Genomic DNA, 16,436 nt, shown 5'->3' with positions numbered 1-16,436 from the left:
CTTCACGTCTGGTCCGTGCTGGAGGCGCCCCGCCCGGGGTTGGTCTTGAGGGTCTCGTCGACCTCCATGACCCGCGCCTCCTCGACCAGCATCACCGGGATGCCGTCACGGATCGGATAGGCCAGGCCATCGAACTGGCAGCACAGCTCGCCGGCATCGCGGTCGTAGCGCAGCTTGCCCTGGCACTGGGGGCACACCAGCATCGCCAGTAGTTCCTTGTCCATCATCGTTTCTCCTGTTGAATTTGAGCCTTCGGCGGCAGCGCTCAGTCACTCTGCCGCTGCGCGATCCCGGTATCATGAGCGACCCGCGCATCGTCGGTGCCTCGCCAGGCGGACACTCGCCGATCGAACCAGGCCACGAAGGACGCCTCGGGTCTAGCCTCGACATCCAGGGCCCAGCAATCGTCGGGAACAAAGCTTCGACACTTGACCGCATCCTTGGCGGTCATCACCACAGGTCGCTGGTCGCTGGTGGTCAGGTCGGCCGGGCTGAACCGGTGGTGGTCGGAAAAGGGGGCCGGTCGATGGGCGACCCCCAGCTCCGACAGGGTGGTAAAGAAACGCTCCGGATGACCGATCCCTGCCACTGCGGTGACCGGAGTGGCGAAAGGCAGCGGCGTCAGTGGACGCCGCTCGTCGTCACCGACCCTGCGCCAGCAGGCGGGCTCCAGTTGCATGGTGAAGCCGTCAGCGGCAAGCGCGCTCGACGATTCGCCGTTGACGATCAGTGCGTCGATGCGCTCCAGCCGCTCCAGCGGTTCGCGCAGCGGCCCTGCCGGCAGGCAGCGCCCGTTGCCGAAGCCTCGCTTGGCGTCCACCACCACCACCTCGAGATCACGCCCCAGGGCATGGTGCTGAAGACCGTCGTCGGTGACGATGACGTCACAACCGGCGTCGATCAGGCATTGGGCCCCACGCGGGCGGTCCGGGTCGACCACCACCGGCAGCCCGGTCTGATCGGCCAGCATTCGCGGCTCATCGCCGCTGGCCGCTACTGGTGTATCGGCGGCAAGGTGCAGGGGGTAGCCATCGGCCTTGCCACCGTAGCCCCGTGACAGAATCCCGGGGCGAAAGCCGCGTTCGGCCAGGTGCCGCCCCATCCAGGCGACCAGCGGCGACTTGCCGGTGCCGCCGAGAGTCAGGTTGCCGACCACGATGACGGGTACCGAAGCGCGCCACACCGGCTTGTCGCCACGCGCAAAGGCGTCGGCTCGCCGGCGTACCTCGCGGCGATAGAGCGCCTCCAGCGGCCGCAGGACGGCAAGCCAGGGAGCCCCACGATAGGCCGCCTCGAGCCAGCGCTGCCCAAGCCCCATCTACGCCTCCTGGAATTGCAGCTGGTGCAACGCGGCGTAGGCACCGCCATCGCGTTCCAGCAGCTCGGCGTGGGAGCCCTGCTCGATGATCTCGCCCTGCTCCATGACCAGGATGCGGTCGGCCCGTTCGATGGTCGACAGGCGGTGGGCGATGACCAGGGTGGTGCGGTCCTTGCAGACCTCTTCCAGGGCCGCCTGGATATGGCGCTCGGACTCGGTGTCCAGCGCCGAGGTCGCCTCGTCGAGGATCAGGATGGGAGCATCCTTGAAGATCGCCCGAGCGATCGCCATGCGCTGACGCTGACCACCGGAGAGCATCACGCCGTTGTCTCCGACCAGCGCCTGGTAGCCGCCGGGCATGCGCTCGATGAACTCATGGGCGTGGGCGGCGCGGGCCGCTGCCTCGATGTCAGCAGGATCGGCATCGGGGACCCCGTAGGCGATGTTCTCGGCGATGGTGGCGTTGAACAACGTCACCTGCTGGGACACCAGCGCAATCTGCTGTCGCAGCGCCGTCAGCTGGTACTCCTCGATGGGGGTGCCATCGATCAGGATACGCCCGCCCGTCGGTCGGTAGAAGCGCGGCAACAGGCTGACCAGGGTCGACTTGCCGCTGCCCGAGCGGCCGACGATGGCCACCATCTCGCCCTTGCGCACGTCCAGGTCGATGCCCTTGAGCACCTCGGGCTGATCGTCTCCGTAGGCGAAGCGCACCTGTTCGAGCTGTATCCGCCCCTGCAGGCGCTCGGGCATCAGGGTTCCGGTGTCGCGTTCCTCAGGCTCGTCGAGCAGCCCGAACAGTTCACTGGAGGCAGCGATACCCTTCTGGATGGTGCCGTTGATCTCGCTGAGCGAGCGAATCGGCTTGGCCATCAGCGAGGCGGCGGTGATGAAGGCCACGAATTCGCCCGGCGTCATGTTGTCCATCAGCGCCGGTGACATGGCAAGCCACACCAGCAGCGCCAGCGACAGTGCCACCAGCATCTGGATGACCGGAGTGCTGGTGGCCTTGGTCAGGGCCTCCTTCAGGCTCTGGCGACGGTTGACTTCACTGGCGTCGTGGAAGCGCCCCATCTCGTATTTCTCGGCGCCGTGGGTACGCACCACGCGGTAGCCGGTCAAGGCCTCGGAGGCGACGTGGGTGACGTCCCCCATGGAGCGCTGGATGCGCTTGGAAATGCGCCGAAAGCGCTTGCTGGCGTAGCTCACCACGCCACCAATCAGCGGCGTCACTGCCATGAACAAGAGCGTCAGCATCCAGTTGGTCCACAGCAGATAGCCCAGCAGGCCGAGCACGAACAGCCCTTCCTGCAGGATTACCGTGATCGCCTTGGTGCCTGCGCCGGTCACCTGCTCCACATGGTAGGTCACCCGCGAGATCAGGTGGCCGGAAGAATGATTGTCAAAGAAGCGCCCCGGCAGGCGCAGCATATGGTTGAAGACGTCACAGCGCAGCGCGTGCACCATGTTGCGTGCAACGTTGCTCATGAAGTAGGTGCCGAGAAAGGTGCCGACACCCCTGGCGCCGAACATGCCGACGACGAACAGCGGCAGAAACAGACGAAAGGCGGCGTCGGGATTCTGGATGCCATCGATCAGGCGCTTCATCATCTCGGCCAGGGCGGTACTGGACGCCGCGTAGATGGCGTAGCCGACCACGGCGACGAGAAAGGACTTCCAGAAGGGTTTGACGTAACCAAGAAGACGCTTGTAGAGCGTCCAGCCGGAGTATTCGATCACGTTGGCTCCAGTTGCGAGGGAATCGGTCCTGTCTGGCCGCCGCGGATGGTCCAGGTGGCGATCACCCGGACCCGCACGGCCGTCTGCCGCCGACAGCGGACGCGGCGTCGCTCCTGGCCGGCCGACACACAGGGCAGTGAGATTCAGTGCCGCGATTCTACCCCATGGCAGGGGCCTTCGACACCGCCACCGGTCAGACGGGGATGGATACCCTGCGCCGCCGCTATCCCGACCTGCGACAGGAGGATGTTCACTCGCCCATCCACAGCGGTGTCCATCAGGCAACTGCCGACGCGTCGCAGGCGACGCACCACCTGGTCGGCAGGATGACCGAAGCCATTGTAGGCACCGCGGGAAATCACCGCCAGGCGGGGCGGCCTGGCCGTCACCAGGGCCTCGCCGGTGCTGTCCGCGCTGCCATGATGCCCCACCACCAGAACCGCAGGCGCCAGCGGCAAGCGCGGGATCAGGAAGCGCTCGACGCGTTTTCCCGCATCGCCGGTAAGCAACACGCTGCCACCGGCGGTACTCACCAGCAGCACGCAGGAGCGATCATTGCTGCCATGCCCGGCAACGTCGCTTGCCGTTGCGCTGCCGGCCGAGGCAGGCGGCCACAGAAAGGTGAAGTCGACACCGTCCCAGCGCCACCCCTCCCCGGCATGACAAGGGTGTCGCGGCGTGTGCGCCGACAGCGCCAGCGTCTCGCCCTCGGGGTACCACCAATGAGCCACCCGATGATCACGCACCAGGCTGGCGAGTCCTCCTGCGTGGTCCTGGTCGGCGTGGCTGATCACCACCTCGTCAAAGGCTTGCGGAGATGCCCAGATGGACGCCAGCGGCGTAAAGCCGGAGCGAAAGCGAGGACCGCTGTCGTACAGCAGTCGATGACGGGCGGTGATCAGCTCCACCATCAGTCCCTGCCCCACGTCCCAGACCATCAGCCGCACCTCGCCCGGTCCGGGCCTGCCACCGAAGGCCGGAATCATCGCCATGGCCGCAACAAGTGCCAGGACGCTTGCTGATCGCAGCCCGGCACCCAGGCCAGGTAGCAACAGCAGCGCGCCCAGGCCCAGCAGCAGAATACCGAGTGTCCAGCGCCCTCCTTCTCGCAGCGACAGACCGGGTGACAGTTCGGCGAACATCCGCAACGACGCCAGCATCACCTCAAGGCCCGCTTCGAACAGCCACCAGCTCGCCATCGCCGCCTCAGACGACACCGTCGACAGCACCCAGCCCAGCATCCCCAGCGGCACCAGCACCAGCGTCACCAGGGGCACCGCCAGCAGATTGGCCAAGGGGGCCAACGGCGCCACTTGACCCATCGCCAGCAGCACCAGACCCGCCATGGGTAGCGCCAGCAACAGCTGGGTACGCAATAGCGCCGCCAAGGCACCCTTGAGCCCGGACGGCACCTGCCTGCCCTGCCACATCAGGATCAGCAGGGCTACAGCACCGAAGGACAGCCAAAGCCCGGGGCGCCACAGCGCCAAAGGATCCCACAGCACGACCACCGCCCAGGCCAGTGCCCAGCCCTGCCACGGCGAAGGAGAATGCCGCCCCCCGGCCACCCAAAGGGCGATAAGGACCATCACCAGTGCCCGCAGCGCCGGCGGTTCGGCGCCGACCAGCCAGACAAAGCCGCTGGTGGCCGTTGCGGCGGCCAGCCACGGCCAACGCAAAAGCCGCCAGCGCCCCGGCTGAATCAACCGCGCCACCAGGCGCGACAGTGTCAGCGCCAGCGCTGCCACCAGGCCCACGTGCAGCCCGGACACCACCGCCAGATGGGTCGTCCCGGTGGCGTTGAGCAGCGCCCAGTCGTCGGCCTCGAGTCGCTCGCCACGCCCCAGGGTCAAGGCCGCCAGCCAGCGCTGCGTCGTCTCATGCAGCGGCTGGCCATCGAGCTGTCGCAGTAACACTCGGCGTGGGTCCCGGGGTGCGGCGGCCAAGCGTTGCGGCGGCGGTTGTCCGATGACCGACCCGGTGGCGTGGATGCCTTCCCGCCACAGCCAGCGGCGATAGTCGAAGCGCCCGGGATTGGCGAGGCCACCAGGTGGGCGTAGTCGTACATCGAACCGCCAGCGCTCACCGACGGCCATCATCGTGTGCGCTGTTGCCGACGCGGTCCCGACCTCGCCGTCCATGGTGCTATAGCGACTGACCCGTATCCGCTCGAGTCCCGAGCAGTCAGGCAGCCCGGCTTCCAGGGGACGGCAGCTCTCGACCCTCATGGTCAGACGCTGCAGGCCATCGCTCTGGCGACTTGCCAACACCCGCCCCTCGACCGTCAGCGGCACCCCGGCAAGCCCCGAGGGCAAGCGGGCCGCCTGCTGCTGCAACAGACAGCCAAGCACCCACAGCCCGGCCAGACAGACCAGCAGCGCCGCCGTCCGGCGCAAGGCCAGTGATACCAGTGCCGCCACTGTCAGCAGATTCAGGCCGAGGGCGGCCTCGGGCAGCGTCAGACCGGCGCCTCCAAGGACGCTGCCCAAGGCCAGCGCCCATGCCAGCGAGAGGGAACAGGTGCCTTGACAGGAGCGGCCTGGCGGCCGACGTATCGATCGTTGCCAATCTTCGTCAGATTCCATCGCCCTCTCTCTGGAGCCCTGGAGGCTTGGGGCCCCGAAGCCCGACAGCCTGTCGGCGGCGTCACGCATGCCCATCGTTGGCCGACGTCATGGCAAGGGCGGCGGCTTGTATGGATAATAGCCACGCATCCGCAGCCTCGAGCTGATTCGCCATGCCGCGTCGACTACTCAAGCGCTATCTGCCCTCGCCGGACGCCCTGCGCCGGCAGCGCTCGCTACGCTTCATGGCGCACCTGATCGCCGACCCCGCCCTGTGGGTGCTGACGCGCCGCAGCGTGGCCAACGCCTTCAGCGTTGGCCTGTTCAGCGCGCTGCTGCCGATCCCGTGTCAGATGGTCGTCGCCGCCCTCGGCGCCCGTGTCGGACGCTGCAATCTGCCGCTGTCGGTGGCTCTGGTGTGGATCACCAACCCGCTGACGATGCCGATCATCTTCTACGCCAACTACTGTCTCGGCGCCTGGCTGATGCAACGCCCGGCGCTGGAGGCGCCCCATCGGCTGACCACCGACTGGCTGCAGTCCCAGTTGCTGGACATCCTGCCGTCCCTCCTGATCGGCTCGCTTGTGGCGGCGATCGCCGTCGGCGGCCTGGCCAACCTGGTGATACGCCTGCTATGGCGCTGGCAGGTGGCACGCAGCTGGAAGGCACGCGCGCGCCGGCGACGCCGCAGGACCCAGCCGCACTGAACCAACCACACTGACTCAACCGCATCGACCCAGCCACACTGCCCCAGCCGCACTGACTCAGCCTGCGCAAAAGGCCCTGCTCGGCCCGGCGCCGTTCCCGCTGGTCTGCCGAGAAAGCCCGGACAAGCAATCCCCTACGAAAGAAGGCCCCGATGCGATTGCATCGGGGCCTTCTTCTGGCTTCTTCTGGACGCTGCGAAAGACCTACTCGGCGTGCAGCTTGCCGTTGTCGAGTCTCAGCACGCGGTCCTGATGGGCGGCCAGGGCCGGGTCATGGGTGACGATGACGAAGGCGCAGCGAGCGCTGGCGGCAAGCTCATCCATCAGCGCCAGGATGCTGGCGGCGGTGTGCTTGTCGAGGTTGCCGGTGGGCTCGTCCATCAGCATCAGGCTGGGATCGGTGACCAAGGCCCTGGCGATCGCCGCACGCTGGCGCTCACCGCCGGACAGCTCGCCGGGCTTGTGTTCGGCCCTGGGGCCCAGCCCTACCTTGTCCAGCAGAGCACGCGCCTTGTCCTCGGCGTCACGCTTGCGGCTACCGCGAATGATCAACGGCAGCGCCACGTTCTCCAGCGCCGAGAACTCCGCCAGCAGATGGTGGAACTGGTAGACGAAGCCGATGTGGCGATTGCGGAAGCGCCCGATCTCGGCGTCGCCCATCTTGTGCAACACGGTGTCGGCCACCCGTACTTCGCCGGCGCTGGGGCTGTCGAGGCCTCCGAGCAGGTTGAGCAGGGTGGTCTTGCCGGAGCCGGAACTGCCGACCACCGCGACTCGCTCGCCGGCGTGCACCTTGAGCTCGAGCTGGTCGAGCACCACCAGGTCGGCGGGACCTTCATCGTAGACCCTGGACAACTCGCGGCACTCGAGCATCAGATCGTTGCCGGCGGGGGTCGACGCCTCGACACCAGGCTTGGCGATTACCGAATCATTCATAGCGCAGCACCTCGGCAGGCTGGACCCGCGCCGCGCGCCAGGCCGGATACAGGGTGGACAGGAAAGTCAGCACGAAGGCGGCCCCCACGATCTGATAGACATCGCTCCAGATCAGCTGGGACGGCAGGTCACTGATGAAGTAGACCCCCGCGTCGAGGAAGTGGATACCCAGGGTCGACTCGACGAAGGCAATGATATCGGACACCGTCAGCGCCAGCAGAATACCCAGCGCGACCCCGATGACGATACCGATCACCCCGATGGCGATACCCTGGACCATGAAGATGCCCATGATCGAACCCGGGGTGGCGCCTATGGTCCGCAGGATGGCGATGTCGGCGTGCTTGTCGGTCACCACCATCACCAGGGTCGAGACGATATTGAAGGCAGCCACGGCGATGATCACGGTCAGCAGCAGGCCGATCATGCGCTTTTCCATCTGGATCGCCTGGAACAGGTTGCCCCGGGTGAAGGTCCAGTCGTAGCCGCGATAGCCACCGCCCAGCTCATTGACGATGGCCTGGGTCTCCTGACCGGCCAGGAACAGATCGTCGAGCTCCAGACGCAGCCCGCCAATGCTGTCACCCATGCGCGCCAGGGTCTGCATGTCCTCGATGTTGGCGTAGGCCAGGTTGGCGTCCAGGTCGGCACCGACACTGAAGATGCCACTGACGGTGAAGCGCTTGAGCCTGGGGAAGACGCCTGCCGGGGTGATCGAGGCCTCCGGCACCAGCAGGGTCACGCTGTCCCCCACGTCGACGTTGAGGTTGTTGGCGAGGATGGAGCCGAGCACGATGTGCCACTCCCCTGCCTTGAGGTCGTCCAGCGAGCCACGCGACATGTTCTCGTCGACGATTGACACCCGGCTCTCCCAGTCGGGCTCGATGCCGTTGACCATGGCGCCCTGATTGCGCCCGGCCACCGAGAACATGCCCTGCTGCTGGATATAGGGCGCCGCCCCGATGACATGTTCGCGCTGGGTCAGGCGCTCGGCCAGGGGCTGCCAGTCGGTCATCCCACCGGCCTGTTCGATCTGGGTGTGGGGCACCATGCCCAGCACCCGCTGGCGCAGCTCCCGGTCGAAGCCGTTCATCACCGAGAGCACCAGGATCAGCACCGCCACGCCCAGGGTAAGACCCAGCATGGAGGTCAGCGAGATGAACGAAATGAAGTGGTTGCGTCGCTTGGCTCGCACATAACGCAACCCGATCAGAAAGGGCAATCGATCAAGCATGGACTCGTTCCTTGTCGGCGGGCCGTCATGGTACGGTTTTTTGCGAGCGACTGCATCGCCACGGCAGAGGAATTGCGAGATCCTTGCATCTTCGGTCACAGCCGCCTACATTTCGCCGTTTCTTGGCCCCAGGACATCACCCATGCCCCGCCTGCTACCCGAATGGCACCCTCAGGATGCCGTCCAGCTGACCTGGCCCCGCCGCGACAGCGACTGGGCGCCGACGCTGCCCGCCATCGAGGCGATGCTCGAGCAGCTCGCCCTGATCATCAGTCGTTATCAGAGCGTGATCATCGGGGTGCCCGACCACGCTACCGGCGAGGCGCTGTCAGGCCGCCTGGTGGCCCGAGGCGCGCCACCCGAGCGTCTGCGCCTGACCGTGGTCGACGCCGACGACACCTGGGCCCGGGACCATGGCCCGCTGGCGACCGGTGACGGCAACGGCGTTACCTTCCATGACCTCGGCTTCAACGGCTGGGGCGGCAAGTTTCCGGCCGATCGCGACAACACCCTGACCCGCCAGCTCAAGGATGCCGGCTTGATCGCCTGCGCGACAAGCGATAGCGCGGTGATCATGGAGGGCGGCGCCCTGGAGACCGATGGCGAGGGGACGCTGCTGACCACCGAGGCCTGTCTGCTCAATCCCAACCGCAACCCCTCGATGTCACGGGCCGATATCGAGACCTGGCTGGCCGAGACGCTGGGCATCCACCGGGTGCTGTGGCTCTGCCACGGACATCTCGAAGGCGACGATACCGACAGCCATATCGATACCCTGGCGCGCTTCTGTGATCCCCAGACCATCGCCTATGTGCGCTGCGATGATCCGAGCGATGCGCACTACGCCGAGCTCGCCGCCATGGAGCGCGAGCTCAAGGCGCTGACCCGCGCCGACGGCTCGCCCTATCGCCTGGTACCGCTGCCCTGGCCTGGCGCCTGCCATGACGCCGAGGATGGCCACCGCCTGCCGGCCACCTACGCCAACTTCCTGATCATCAACGGGGCGGTGCTGGTGCCGGTCTACGGCGATCGTCACGACCTGGCGGCGCTAGACGCCCTGGCCGGAGCCTTCCCCGACCGGGATATCATCCCGGTGGACGCCAGCGCCGCCATCGTTCAACACGGCAGCCTGCACTGCCTGACCATGCAGTGGCCCCAGGGCACCCTCACCACCGCCGAAGGAGACCGCCGATGACACGCCAATTGACCGTGGGCCTGGTCCAGCAACCCGCCTGGCCCGACAAGGCCAGAAGTCTCGACGCCAGTGAAGCGAGCATCCGCGATCTCGCAGGCCGCGGTGCCAGACTGGTGATGCTGCAGGAACTCCACGCCACCCACTACTTCTGTCAGTACGAGGATCCGGCGCTGTTCGACCTGGCGGAGCCGCTGGACGGGCCCACCGGCACACGACTGGCCGAACTCGCCGCGGAGCTCGACATCGTGCTGATGGGCTCGCTGTTCGAGCGCCGCGCGCCGGGCATCTATCACAACACGGCGGTGGTCTACGACGGCGCCAAGGGCGCGGTGGGTCACTACCGCAAGATGCATATCCCCGACGACCCGGGCTTCTACGAGAAGTTCTACTTCACCCCCGGAGACCATGACGCCTCTCTCGGACAAGGGTTCACCCCCATCGACACCTCGGTGGGCCGGCTCGGGGTACTGGTGTGCTGGGATCAGTGGTACCCGGAGGCCGCGCGCCTGATGGCCCTGGCCGGTGCCGAACTGCTGCTCTACCCGACCGCCATCGGCTGGGCGCCGGGCGACGACGACGCCGAAAAGACGCGCCAGAAGGACGCCTGGACGCTGATCCAGCGCAGCCACGCCGTGGCCAACGGTGTCCCGGTGCTGGTCGCCAACCGGGTGGGCCACGAGGAGGATCACTCGAAGGTCAGCGAAGGCATCGACTTCTGGGGCGGCAGCTTTGTCGCCGGGCCCCAGGGTGAGCTGCTGGCCCACGCCGGCACCGAGCCCGAGACCCTGCTGGTGACCCTGGATCTCGACCATGGCGAAAACGTGCGGCGGATCTGGCCCTACCTGCGGGACCGGCGCATCGACGCCTATGGAGATCTGACCCGCCGCTACCGCGACTAGGGCTTGCCGCCAAAGAGCCGGGCTTCGTCGACTTCTCGCATAAAGCCCAGGGCTTGTACGAAAAGCGCCGACGCTCCTCGAGCTTGAGAACAGAGCCACGCGGCAATGGAACGACATGCCCCTGAACGCAAGAAACCCCGCCAGGTCTCCCTGGCGGGGTTTCTTGCATCTGGTAGCTAACGGCCGGTGCTGGCCCTTTTCGCCAATGCCCTAGCGCCAGAAGTCACGGATGGACGCGATCCCCTGGGCCCCCACGGCGCGGGCATGGCTGGCGTCGTGGCGCGTCATGCCACCCAGCGCGTAGACCGGCATGCCGGCGCGTTCGACCAGTTGCTGGAAGTCATGCCAGCCGATCGGTGCCACTTCCGGATGGGACGGAGTGGTGCGCAGCGGTGACAGGGTCACGAAGTCGCAGCCAATGGCGTGGGCCTGGTCGAGCTGGGCCTTGTCGTGGGTCGAGGCCGCCAACCACTTGGCCTCGGCGATGGGGCGACGCTCCAGGCCCATCAGCCGCTCGCTGGTCAGATGGATACCATCGGCATCGATCCGCTCGAGCAGCTCCGGTTCACCGTTGAGCATCAGCTTGGCACCATAACGACGGCACAGCGCCAGGGCACGCTCCGCACGGGCCACGTAGGCGTCCTCGTCGAGGGTCTTGGCGCGCAGCTGAACCAGACGCACGCCATCTTCCTCGAGGGCCCGCTCAAGCTTGGCGTCGAAGGCGTCCTCGTCGGCTTCCTCGTCACTGATCAGGTATTCCGAGGGCAGCATCACCGCACGCAGGATCGGCAGGTTGGCGGCCGGGAAGGGATAGCCAATCAGTTCGCCCATGGGCACCCAGCGTACCGCCTGTCCTTCTCGACCGAAGGGCTCACCGGAGAAGTCCTTGACCTGCCAGACGTCGAGCAGAATGTGCTTGTCGGAGTACTCGTGGTGGATGCGAATCAGCGGTTGGGCGCGACGAATTTCGATGCCGAGTTCTTCGTGCAACTCGCGCTTGAGCGCCTCAAGCCCGGTCTCGTAGGGCGCCAGCTTGCCACCGGGAAACTCCCAAAGGCCGCCGTGGTCCACATTGGAAGGACGCCGGGCCAGCAGCACTTCGTCACCGTTCGGGCTGATGATGGCGGCCGCCGCCACGTGCACCCTTCTCTTCACCATAGTGTTCATTCAACAATACCAGCTTCGGTTCGCGGGCCACGCCCGCACCAGTTTTCAGTCGGGAGGGCGATAAAAGTCGGCATAGGATACCGATTCGCTCGCCGAGATTCATCTGCCGCTGATGCATCGCCGATGGATCGGCTCCACCGCTACCCGCCGGACAGGCAAAAAAGACGACACAGGATACCGATTCACTGGCCGAGATTCATCTGCCGCCGACGAACCCATGCGGAATCAACTGCGGTAGTCGGCGTTGATCGAAACATAGTCGTGGGACAGGTCGGAGGTCCACACCCGCGCGGCAGCGTCACCACGCCCCAGATCGATGGCAATGGTGATCTCTTCTGCCGCCATCACCGCACTGCCGGCGTCCTCACTGTAGCCCTCTGCACGCCCACCGTTCTCGACCAGGCGCACATCGCCCAGATCGATGGTCACCCGATCGACATCGAAGTCCTCGACCCGGGCACGCCCCACCGCGGCGAGGATACGGCCCCAGTTGGCGTCACTGGCGTACAGTGCGGTCTTTACCAGCGGCGAATGGGCCACCGTAAAGGCTACCTCGCGCGCCTCCTCGACGCTCAGGGCGCCGCTGACGTCCAGGGTGACGAACTTGGTCGCACCCTCGCCGTCGCGAATGATCGCCTGGGCCAGCTCCACCAGCACCTCATCGAGGGCCTGACGAAATATCCGCTCGTCATCGTCATCGGCGAGTGCTGCGCCCTGGCCGGTGGCGATCAGCATGCAGGCGTCGTTGGTCGAGGTATCGGAGTCCACGGTGATGCTGTTGAACGAGCGCTTGACGCCCTCCCTGAGCAGGGCATCAAGACGCTCGGACTCGATCGCCGCGTCGGTGGCGACAAAACCCAGCATGGTGGCCATGTCGGGACGGATCATGCCCGACCCCTTGGCGATGCCATTGAGGGTGACAGTGCCCTGCTTGAGCGTTACCTGGCGGGTCGCGCCCTTGGTCCGGGTGTCGGTGGTGAGGATGCCTTCGGCCGCCCGAGCCCAGGCGTCGCCACCGTCGTCGAGCTGGTCGAGCGCCTCTGGCAGGCCACCGAGAAGTCGCTCCATCGGCAGCGGTTCGCCGATCACGCCGGTGGAGAACGGCAGCACCTGGTCGGCCGACACCTCGGCGAGTTCGGCCAGCGCCTGACAGGTGGCGTGGGCGTCGCGCATGCCGATCTCGCCGGTGCCGGCGTTGGCATTGCCGGTATTGATGACCAGGTAGCGAACCGCGTCGCCCGCGGCCAGATGCTGGCGGGCCACATGGACCGGCGCCGCGCAGAAGGCGTTGCGGGTGAAGGTGCCGGACACCCTGGCGCCCGGGGCCACCTCGATCACCACCAGATCACGCCGGCCCGGCTTCTTGATGCCTGCCATGGCACTGCCCAGGCGAACCCCGGGGATCGGCCCCATTGCCGGAAAAATGCTGTCACCGACTGCCATTGTTTTCTCCTTGCGTCAAAGACGACCCCAGGCCTTGAAGCCCGGGGTCGCCGTCGTCATGGGTTGCGAGGCTTGCTCAGCTGAGCTTGCCGCAGCACTGCTTGTACTTCTTGCCGGAGCCGCAGGGGCAGGGATCATTGCGGCCAACCTTGGGGGCGTCTCGACGCACCGGGCGCTGATCGGCAACCTCGTTGACGTGACGCTCGCCGCCCTCGTCGGCCATCTCGGCGTCCGTCGCGGCAGGTGCGTCGTGGCGACTGGCCGCCTGGGCGCTCTCGCGGGCAAGGGCCTCGCGACGCTGACGCTCCAGGGCGTCCACCTCCTCGGGGGCACGCACCTGCACGTGACTGAGGATACGGGTGACGTCGGCCTTGATATTGGTCAGCAGGTTCTGGAACAGCTCGAAGGATTCGCGCTTGTACTCCTGCTTCGGATTCTTCTGAGCGTAGCCACGCAGATGGATACCACGACGCAGATGGTCCATGGACTGCAGGTGTTCCTTCCAGCGGGTGTCCAGCACCTGCAGCATGACCTGCTTCTCGAAGCGCCGCATCAGCTCCTCGCCAGCGATGGCGACCTTGGCCTGGTAGGTCTCGCGATGCTGGGTCTGCAGGCGTTCGCGCAGCTGCTCCTCGTGGAACCGCTCGTCCTCCTCGGCCCACTGCACCACCGGCGCGTCCAGCTGGTACTCGCTCTTGAGGTGAGCCTCGAGCCCCGCCAGGTCCCACTGCTCGGGCAGGCTCTGGGGCGGCACGTAGGCACTGATGGCCTCGTCCAGCACCTCTTCACGAATGCCCATGACGTTGTCGGAGACGTCGCTGGCGGCCAGGATCTCGTTGCGCTGCTCGTAGATCACGCGACGCTGATCGTTGGCCACGTCATCGTACTCGAGCAGCTGCTTGCGGATATCGAAGTTGCGTCCCTCGACCTTCTTCTGAGCACGCTCGACGGCGTTGGACACCATCTTGTGCTCGATGGCCTCGCCCCGCTCCAGGCCAAGCGCCTGCATCAGCTTCTGCACCCGTTCGGAACCGAACAGACGCATCAGGTTGTCTTCCAGCGACAGGAAGAAGCGGGTCGAGCCCGGGTCGCCCTGGCGGCCACTACGACCACGCAGCTGATTGTCGATGCGCCGTGACTCATGGCGCTCGGAGCCGATGACGTGCAGACCACCGGCGGCCAGCACCGCCTCGTGGCGTTCGCGCCAGGCCTCCTTCAATGCCTCGACCTCGGCGTCGCTGGCGTTTTCCAGCTTGGCCGCTTCGGCCTCCCAGTTGCCGCCGAGCACGATATCGGTACCACGACCGGCCATGTTGGTCGCGATGGTCACCGCACCTGGGCGCCCGGCCTGGGCGATAACCTCGGCCTCGCGCTGGTGCTGCTTGGCGTTGAGCACGTTGAAGTCGATGCCCGCCTTGCGCATCAACTCGGCCAGGTATTCGGACGTCTCGATGGACGCGGTACCCACCAGCACCGGACGGCCGGCCTCGACCTGGACCTTGACGTCCTCGATGATCGCCTCGAACTTCTCTTCGGCGCTGAGGTAGACGAGGTCGTTCATGTCCTTGCGCGCCAGCGGCCTGTTGGTGGGGATGACCACCACATCGAGCCCGTAGATCTGACGGAATTCGAAGGCCTCGGTATCGGCGGTACCGGTCATCCCGGACAGCTTCTCGTACAGGCGGAAGTAGTTCTGGAAGGTGGTGGAGGCCAGGGTCTGGCTCTCGCGCTGGACGGTCACACCCTCCTTGGCTTCCACCGCCTGGTGCAGGCCCTCTGACCAGCGACGTCCCGGCATGGTACGCCCGGTGTGTTCGTCGACGATGACCACCTGTCCCTCGCTGACGATGTAGTCGACGTCAGGGTGGTACAGGTGGCGCGCACGCAGCGCCGAGTGCATATGCTGCAACAGGTTGAGGTTCTGGGCGGCGTAGAGCGAGTCGTCCTCGCCGAGCAGCCCCTGGGCGCGCATCAGCTCCTCGACCTTGTGGTGGCCGCGCTCGGTCACCTCGACCTGCTTCTGCTTCTCGTCGAGGGTAAAGTCGCCGCTTTCGGGATCTTCCTCGTCGCTGCAGGGCGTGAGCTCCCTGGCGAGCCGATCCACCACCTTGTACAGCTCGGTGTTCTCGTCCACCGCACCGGAGATGATCAGCGGCGTGCGCGCCTCATCGATAAGGATGGAGTCGACCTCGTCGACGATGGCAAAGTGCAGTTCCCGCTGAACCTTGTCTTCCAGCGAAAACGCCATGTTGTCGCGCAGGTAGTCGAAGCCGAACTCGTTGTTGGTGCCGTAGGTGATGTCGCAGGCGTAGGAGTCACGCTTCTCCTCGGAGGTCTGGCCGGAGTAGATCACGCCTACCGACAGGCCGAGGAACTCGTACAGGGGGCGCATCCAGTTGGCGTCACGCCGGGCCAGGTAGTCGTTGACCGTGACCACGTGCACGCCCTTGCCGGGCAAGGCGTTGAGGTACACCGCCAGGGTCGCGACCAGGGTCTTGCCCTCACCGGTCTTCATCTCGGCGATCCGGCCGCGGTTCAAGGTCATGCCGCCGATCAGCTGTACGTCGAAGTGACGCATGCCCATCACCCGCTTGCTGGCCTCGCGCACGGTGGCAAAGGCTTCGGGCAACAGGGCGTCGAGCGACTCACCGGCCGCCAGACGCTCACGGAACTCAGCGGTGCGGGCGGCCAGCGCAGCGTCATCGAGGGCTTCGAGGCTCGGCTCGAGCTCGTTGACGGCGCGAACCTGGCGGGACATGCGCTTGACGTCGCGGTCGTTCTTGGAGCCGACGACTTTACGCAGCAGAGAATTGATCATGAAACTTCCTGAAATCTGGAACCTGAAAAAGAGGCCGCCAGGCATTGGCGACCGTCACGCTTCATCGAATTCAGGCGATGTCAGGAGGACCCCGGCGGGACACCACGTCGAGGGCGGCCACCGGCACCAGCATTGGCGCCGACCAGGCCACCGTCGGGGACGATGGTTTGGGCAGGGTCTTGAGGGGATGTCGGGCCAGCCGATGGCGGCAGGCCTTGAGCATGGTATGGGCCCGGATGACCGCCGGCGCCATGATGCAGATCTGCACCAGTCGCTCGGTGGCTCGGGGAGATTCGGCGGCGCTCAGGCTCGCCGGCAGCAGGCAGCCCACCAGCAGCCCTGCCAACCACCATCTAGCCACCCGACGGGCACGAGCCTCGCGGGGGCAGCAGCGATGTGGGTCGATGGCAGTCAT

13 protein-coding genes are annotated in these 16,436 nt (G+C 66.2%); 3 read left to right on the top strand and 10 right to left on the bottom strand.

All coding sequences use genetic code 11. The features are described from left to right. Positions 1-2: 2 nt before the first annotated feature. The 4 genes from KUV74_RS17535 to KUV74_RS17520 form a co-directional block, all read right to left on the bottom strand. Positions 3-224: a Trm112 family protein gene (locus KUV74_RS17535; protein WP_045993429.1), complete on the bottom strand. Its 222-nt coding sequence runs from the start codon at positions 222-224 to the stop codon at positions 3-5. A gap of 41 nt (positions 225-265) precedes the next feature. Next, entirely contained in the window at positions 266-1,318 is a 1,053-nt protein-coding gene (gene lpxK / locus KUV74_RS17530; protein ID WP_222516970.1) for a tetraacyldisaccharide 4'-kinase, read from the bottom strand. Beyond that, complete coding sequence (gene msbA / locus KUV74_RS17525; RefSeq protein ID WP_045993428.1) at positions 1,319-3,055, bottom strand: lipid A export permease/ATP-binding protein MsbA; 1,737 nt, start codon at positions 3,053-3,055, stop codon at positions 1,319-1,321. Positions 3,056-3,201: 146 nt separating this feature from the next. Beyond that, on the bottom strand, positions 3,202-5,547 hold the full coding sequence (locus KUV74_RS17520; RefSeq protein WP_261395544.1) for a DNA internalization-related competence protein ComEC/Rec2: 2,346 nt from the start codon (positions 5,545-5,547) through the stop codon (positions 3,202-3,204). Between the two features lie 248 nt (positions 5,548-5,795). Here KUV74_RS17520 and KUV74_RS17515 point away from each other — a divergent pair, with 248 nt between their 5' ends. Continuing rightward, positions 5,796-6,329 (top strand): DUF2062 domain-containing protein, encoded by a 534-nt coding sequence (locus KUV74_RS17515; RefSeq protein ID WP_045993394.1) that lies wholly within the window; start codon positions 5,796-5,798, stop codon positions 6,327-6,329. Positions 6,330-6,533: 204 nt separating this feature from the next. On the opposite strand, the gene KUV74_RS17510 is transcribed toward KUV74_RS17515, so the two are convergent. Together KUV74_RS17510 and KUV74_RS17505 are read right to left on the bottom strand one after the other, a co-directional pair. Continuing rightward, positions 6,534-7,265, bottom strand: a complete 732-nt coding sequence (locus KUV74_RS17510; RefSeq protein ID WP_045993393.1) for an ABC transporter ATP-binding protein — start codon at positions 7,263-7,265, stop codon at positions 6,534-6,536. Next, complete coding sequence (locus KUV74_RS17505; protein WP_222516968.1) at positions 7,258-8,499, bottom strand: lipoprotein-releasing ABC transporter permease subunit; 1,242 nt, start codon at positions 8,497-8,499, stop codon at positions 7,258-7,260. The genes KUV74_RS17510 and KUV74_RS17505 overlap by 8 nt, the downstream gene beginning before the upstream one ends. Positions 8,500-8,641: 142 nt before the next feature. On the opposite strand from KUV74_RS17505, the gene KUV74_RS17500 reads away from it, so the two are divergent. Both KUV74_RS17500 and KUV74_RS17495 read left to right on the top strand, forming a co-directional pair. Further along, complete coding sequence (locus tag KUV74_RS17500; RefSeq protein WP_222516967.1) at positions 8,642-9,694, top strand: agmatine deiminase family protein; 1,053 nt, start codon at positions 8,642-8,644, stop codon at positions 9,692-9,694. Beyond that, positions 9,691-10,593, top strand: a complete 903-nt coding sequence (locus KUV74_RS17495; RefSeq protein WP_108132669.1) for a carbon-nitrogen hydrolase — start codon at positions 9,691-9,693, stop codon at positions 10,591-10,593. The genes KUV74_RS17500 and KUV74_RS17495 overlap by 4 nt, the downstream gene beginning before the upstream one ends. Before the next feature lie 210 nt (positions 10,594-10,803). Here the strand turns inward: KUV74_RS17495 and KUV74_RS17490 are convergent, their stop codons facing one another. The 4 genes from KUV74_RS17490 to KUV74_RS17475 all read right to left on the bottom strand — a co-directional run bounded on the left by KUV74_RS17490 (position 10,804) and on the right by KUV74_RS17475 (position 16,436). After that, positions 10,804-11,751: a Nudix family hydrolase gene (locus KUV74_RS17490; RefSeq protein ID WP_045993389.1), complete on the bottom strand. Its 948-nt coding sequence runs from the start codon at positions 11,749-11,751 to the stop codon at positions 10,804-10,806. Positions 11,752-11,985: 234 nt separating this feature from the next. Then, positions 11,986-13,203, bottom strand: coding sequence for a bifunctional glutamate N-acetyltransferase/amino-acid acetyltransferase ArgJ (gene argJ, locus KUV74_RS17485; RefSeq protein ID WP_222516966.1), 1,218 nt, complete (start codon positions 13,201-13,203; stop codon positions 11,986-11,988). Positions 13,204-13,279: 76 nt separating this feature from the next. Then, positions 13,280-16,021 carry a preprotein translocase subunit SecA gene (gene secA / locus KUV74_RS17480; protein WP_213228685.1) on the bottom strand — a complete coding sequence of 914 codons (2,742 nt, stop codon included), beginning with the start codon at positions 16,019-16,021 and terminating at the stop codon, positions 13,280-13,282. 70 nt (positions 16,022-16,091) lie between these two features. After that, complete coding sequence (locus tag KUV74_RS17475) at positions 16,092-16,436, bottom strand: hypothetical protein (RefSeq protein ID WP_222516965.1); 345 nt, start codon at positions 16,434-16,436, stop codon at positions 16,092-16,094.

Origin of the sequence: Halomonas sp. DP1Y21-3, from assembly GCF_019801245.1 — a bacterium.
In the GTDB taxonomy this organism is placed as follows: Bacteria; Pseudomonadota; Gammaproteobacteria; order Pseudomonadales; family Halomonadaceae; genus Halomonas; species Halomonas litopenaei.
Note: the sequence above shows the minus strand (reverse complement) of the source record. Positions and strands in the feature narration are given on the sequence as shown.

Excerpts from the sequence above, each read along its gene's own strand:
- argJ (WP_222516966.1), bottom strand. The coding sequence starts at position 13,203 with ATGGCAGTCGGTGACAGCATTTTTCCGGCAATGGGGCCGATCCCCGGG.
- KUV74_RS17535 (WP_045993429.1), bottom strand. The coding sequence starts at position 224 with ATGGACAAGGAACTACTGGCGATGCTGGTGTGCCCCCAGTGCCAGGGC.
- KUV74_RS17505 (WP_222516968.1), bottom strand. The coding sequence starts at position 8,499 with ATGCTTGATCGATTGCCCTTTCTGATCGGGTTGCGTTATGTGCGAGCC.
- KUV74_RS17515 (WP_045993394.1), top strand. The coding sequence starts at position 5,796 with ATGCCGCGTCGACTACTCAAGCGCTATCTGCCCTCGCCGGACGCCCTG.
- lpxK (WP_222516970.1), bottom strand. The coding sequence starts at position 1,318 with ATGGGGCTTGGGCAGCGCTGGCTCGAGGCGGCCTATCGTGGGGCTCCC.
- KUV74_RS17475 (WP_222516965.1), bottom strand. The coding sequence starts at position 16,436 with ATGACTGCCATCGACCCACATCGCTGCTGCCCCCGCGAGGCTCGTGCC.
- secA (WP_213228685.1), bottom strand. The coding sequence starts at position 16,021 with ATGATCAATTCTCTGCTGCGTAAAGTCGTCGGCTCCAAGAACGACCGC.
- KUV74_RS17490 (WP_045993389.1), bottom strand. The coding sequence starts at position 11,751 with ATGGTGAAGAGAAGGGTGCACGTGGCGGCGGCCGCCATCATCAGCCCG.
- KUV74_RS17495 (WP_108132669.1), top strand. The coding sequence starts at position 9,691 with ATGACACGCCAATTGACCGTGGGCCTGGTCCAGCAACCCGCCTGGCCC.
- KUV74_RS17510 (WP_045993393.1), bottom strand. The coding sequence starts at position 7,265 with ATGAATGATTCGGTAATCGCCAAGCCTGGTGTCGAGGCGTCGACCCCC.
- KUV74_RS17500 (WP_222516967.1), top strand. The coding sequence starts at position 8,642 with ATGCCCCGCCTGCTACCCGAATGGCACCCTCAGGATGCCGTCCAGCTG.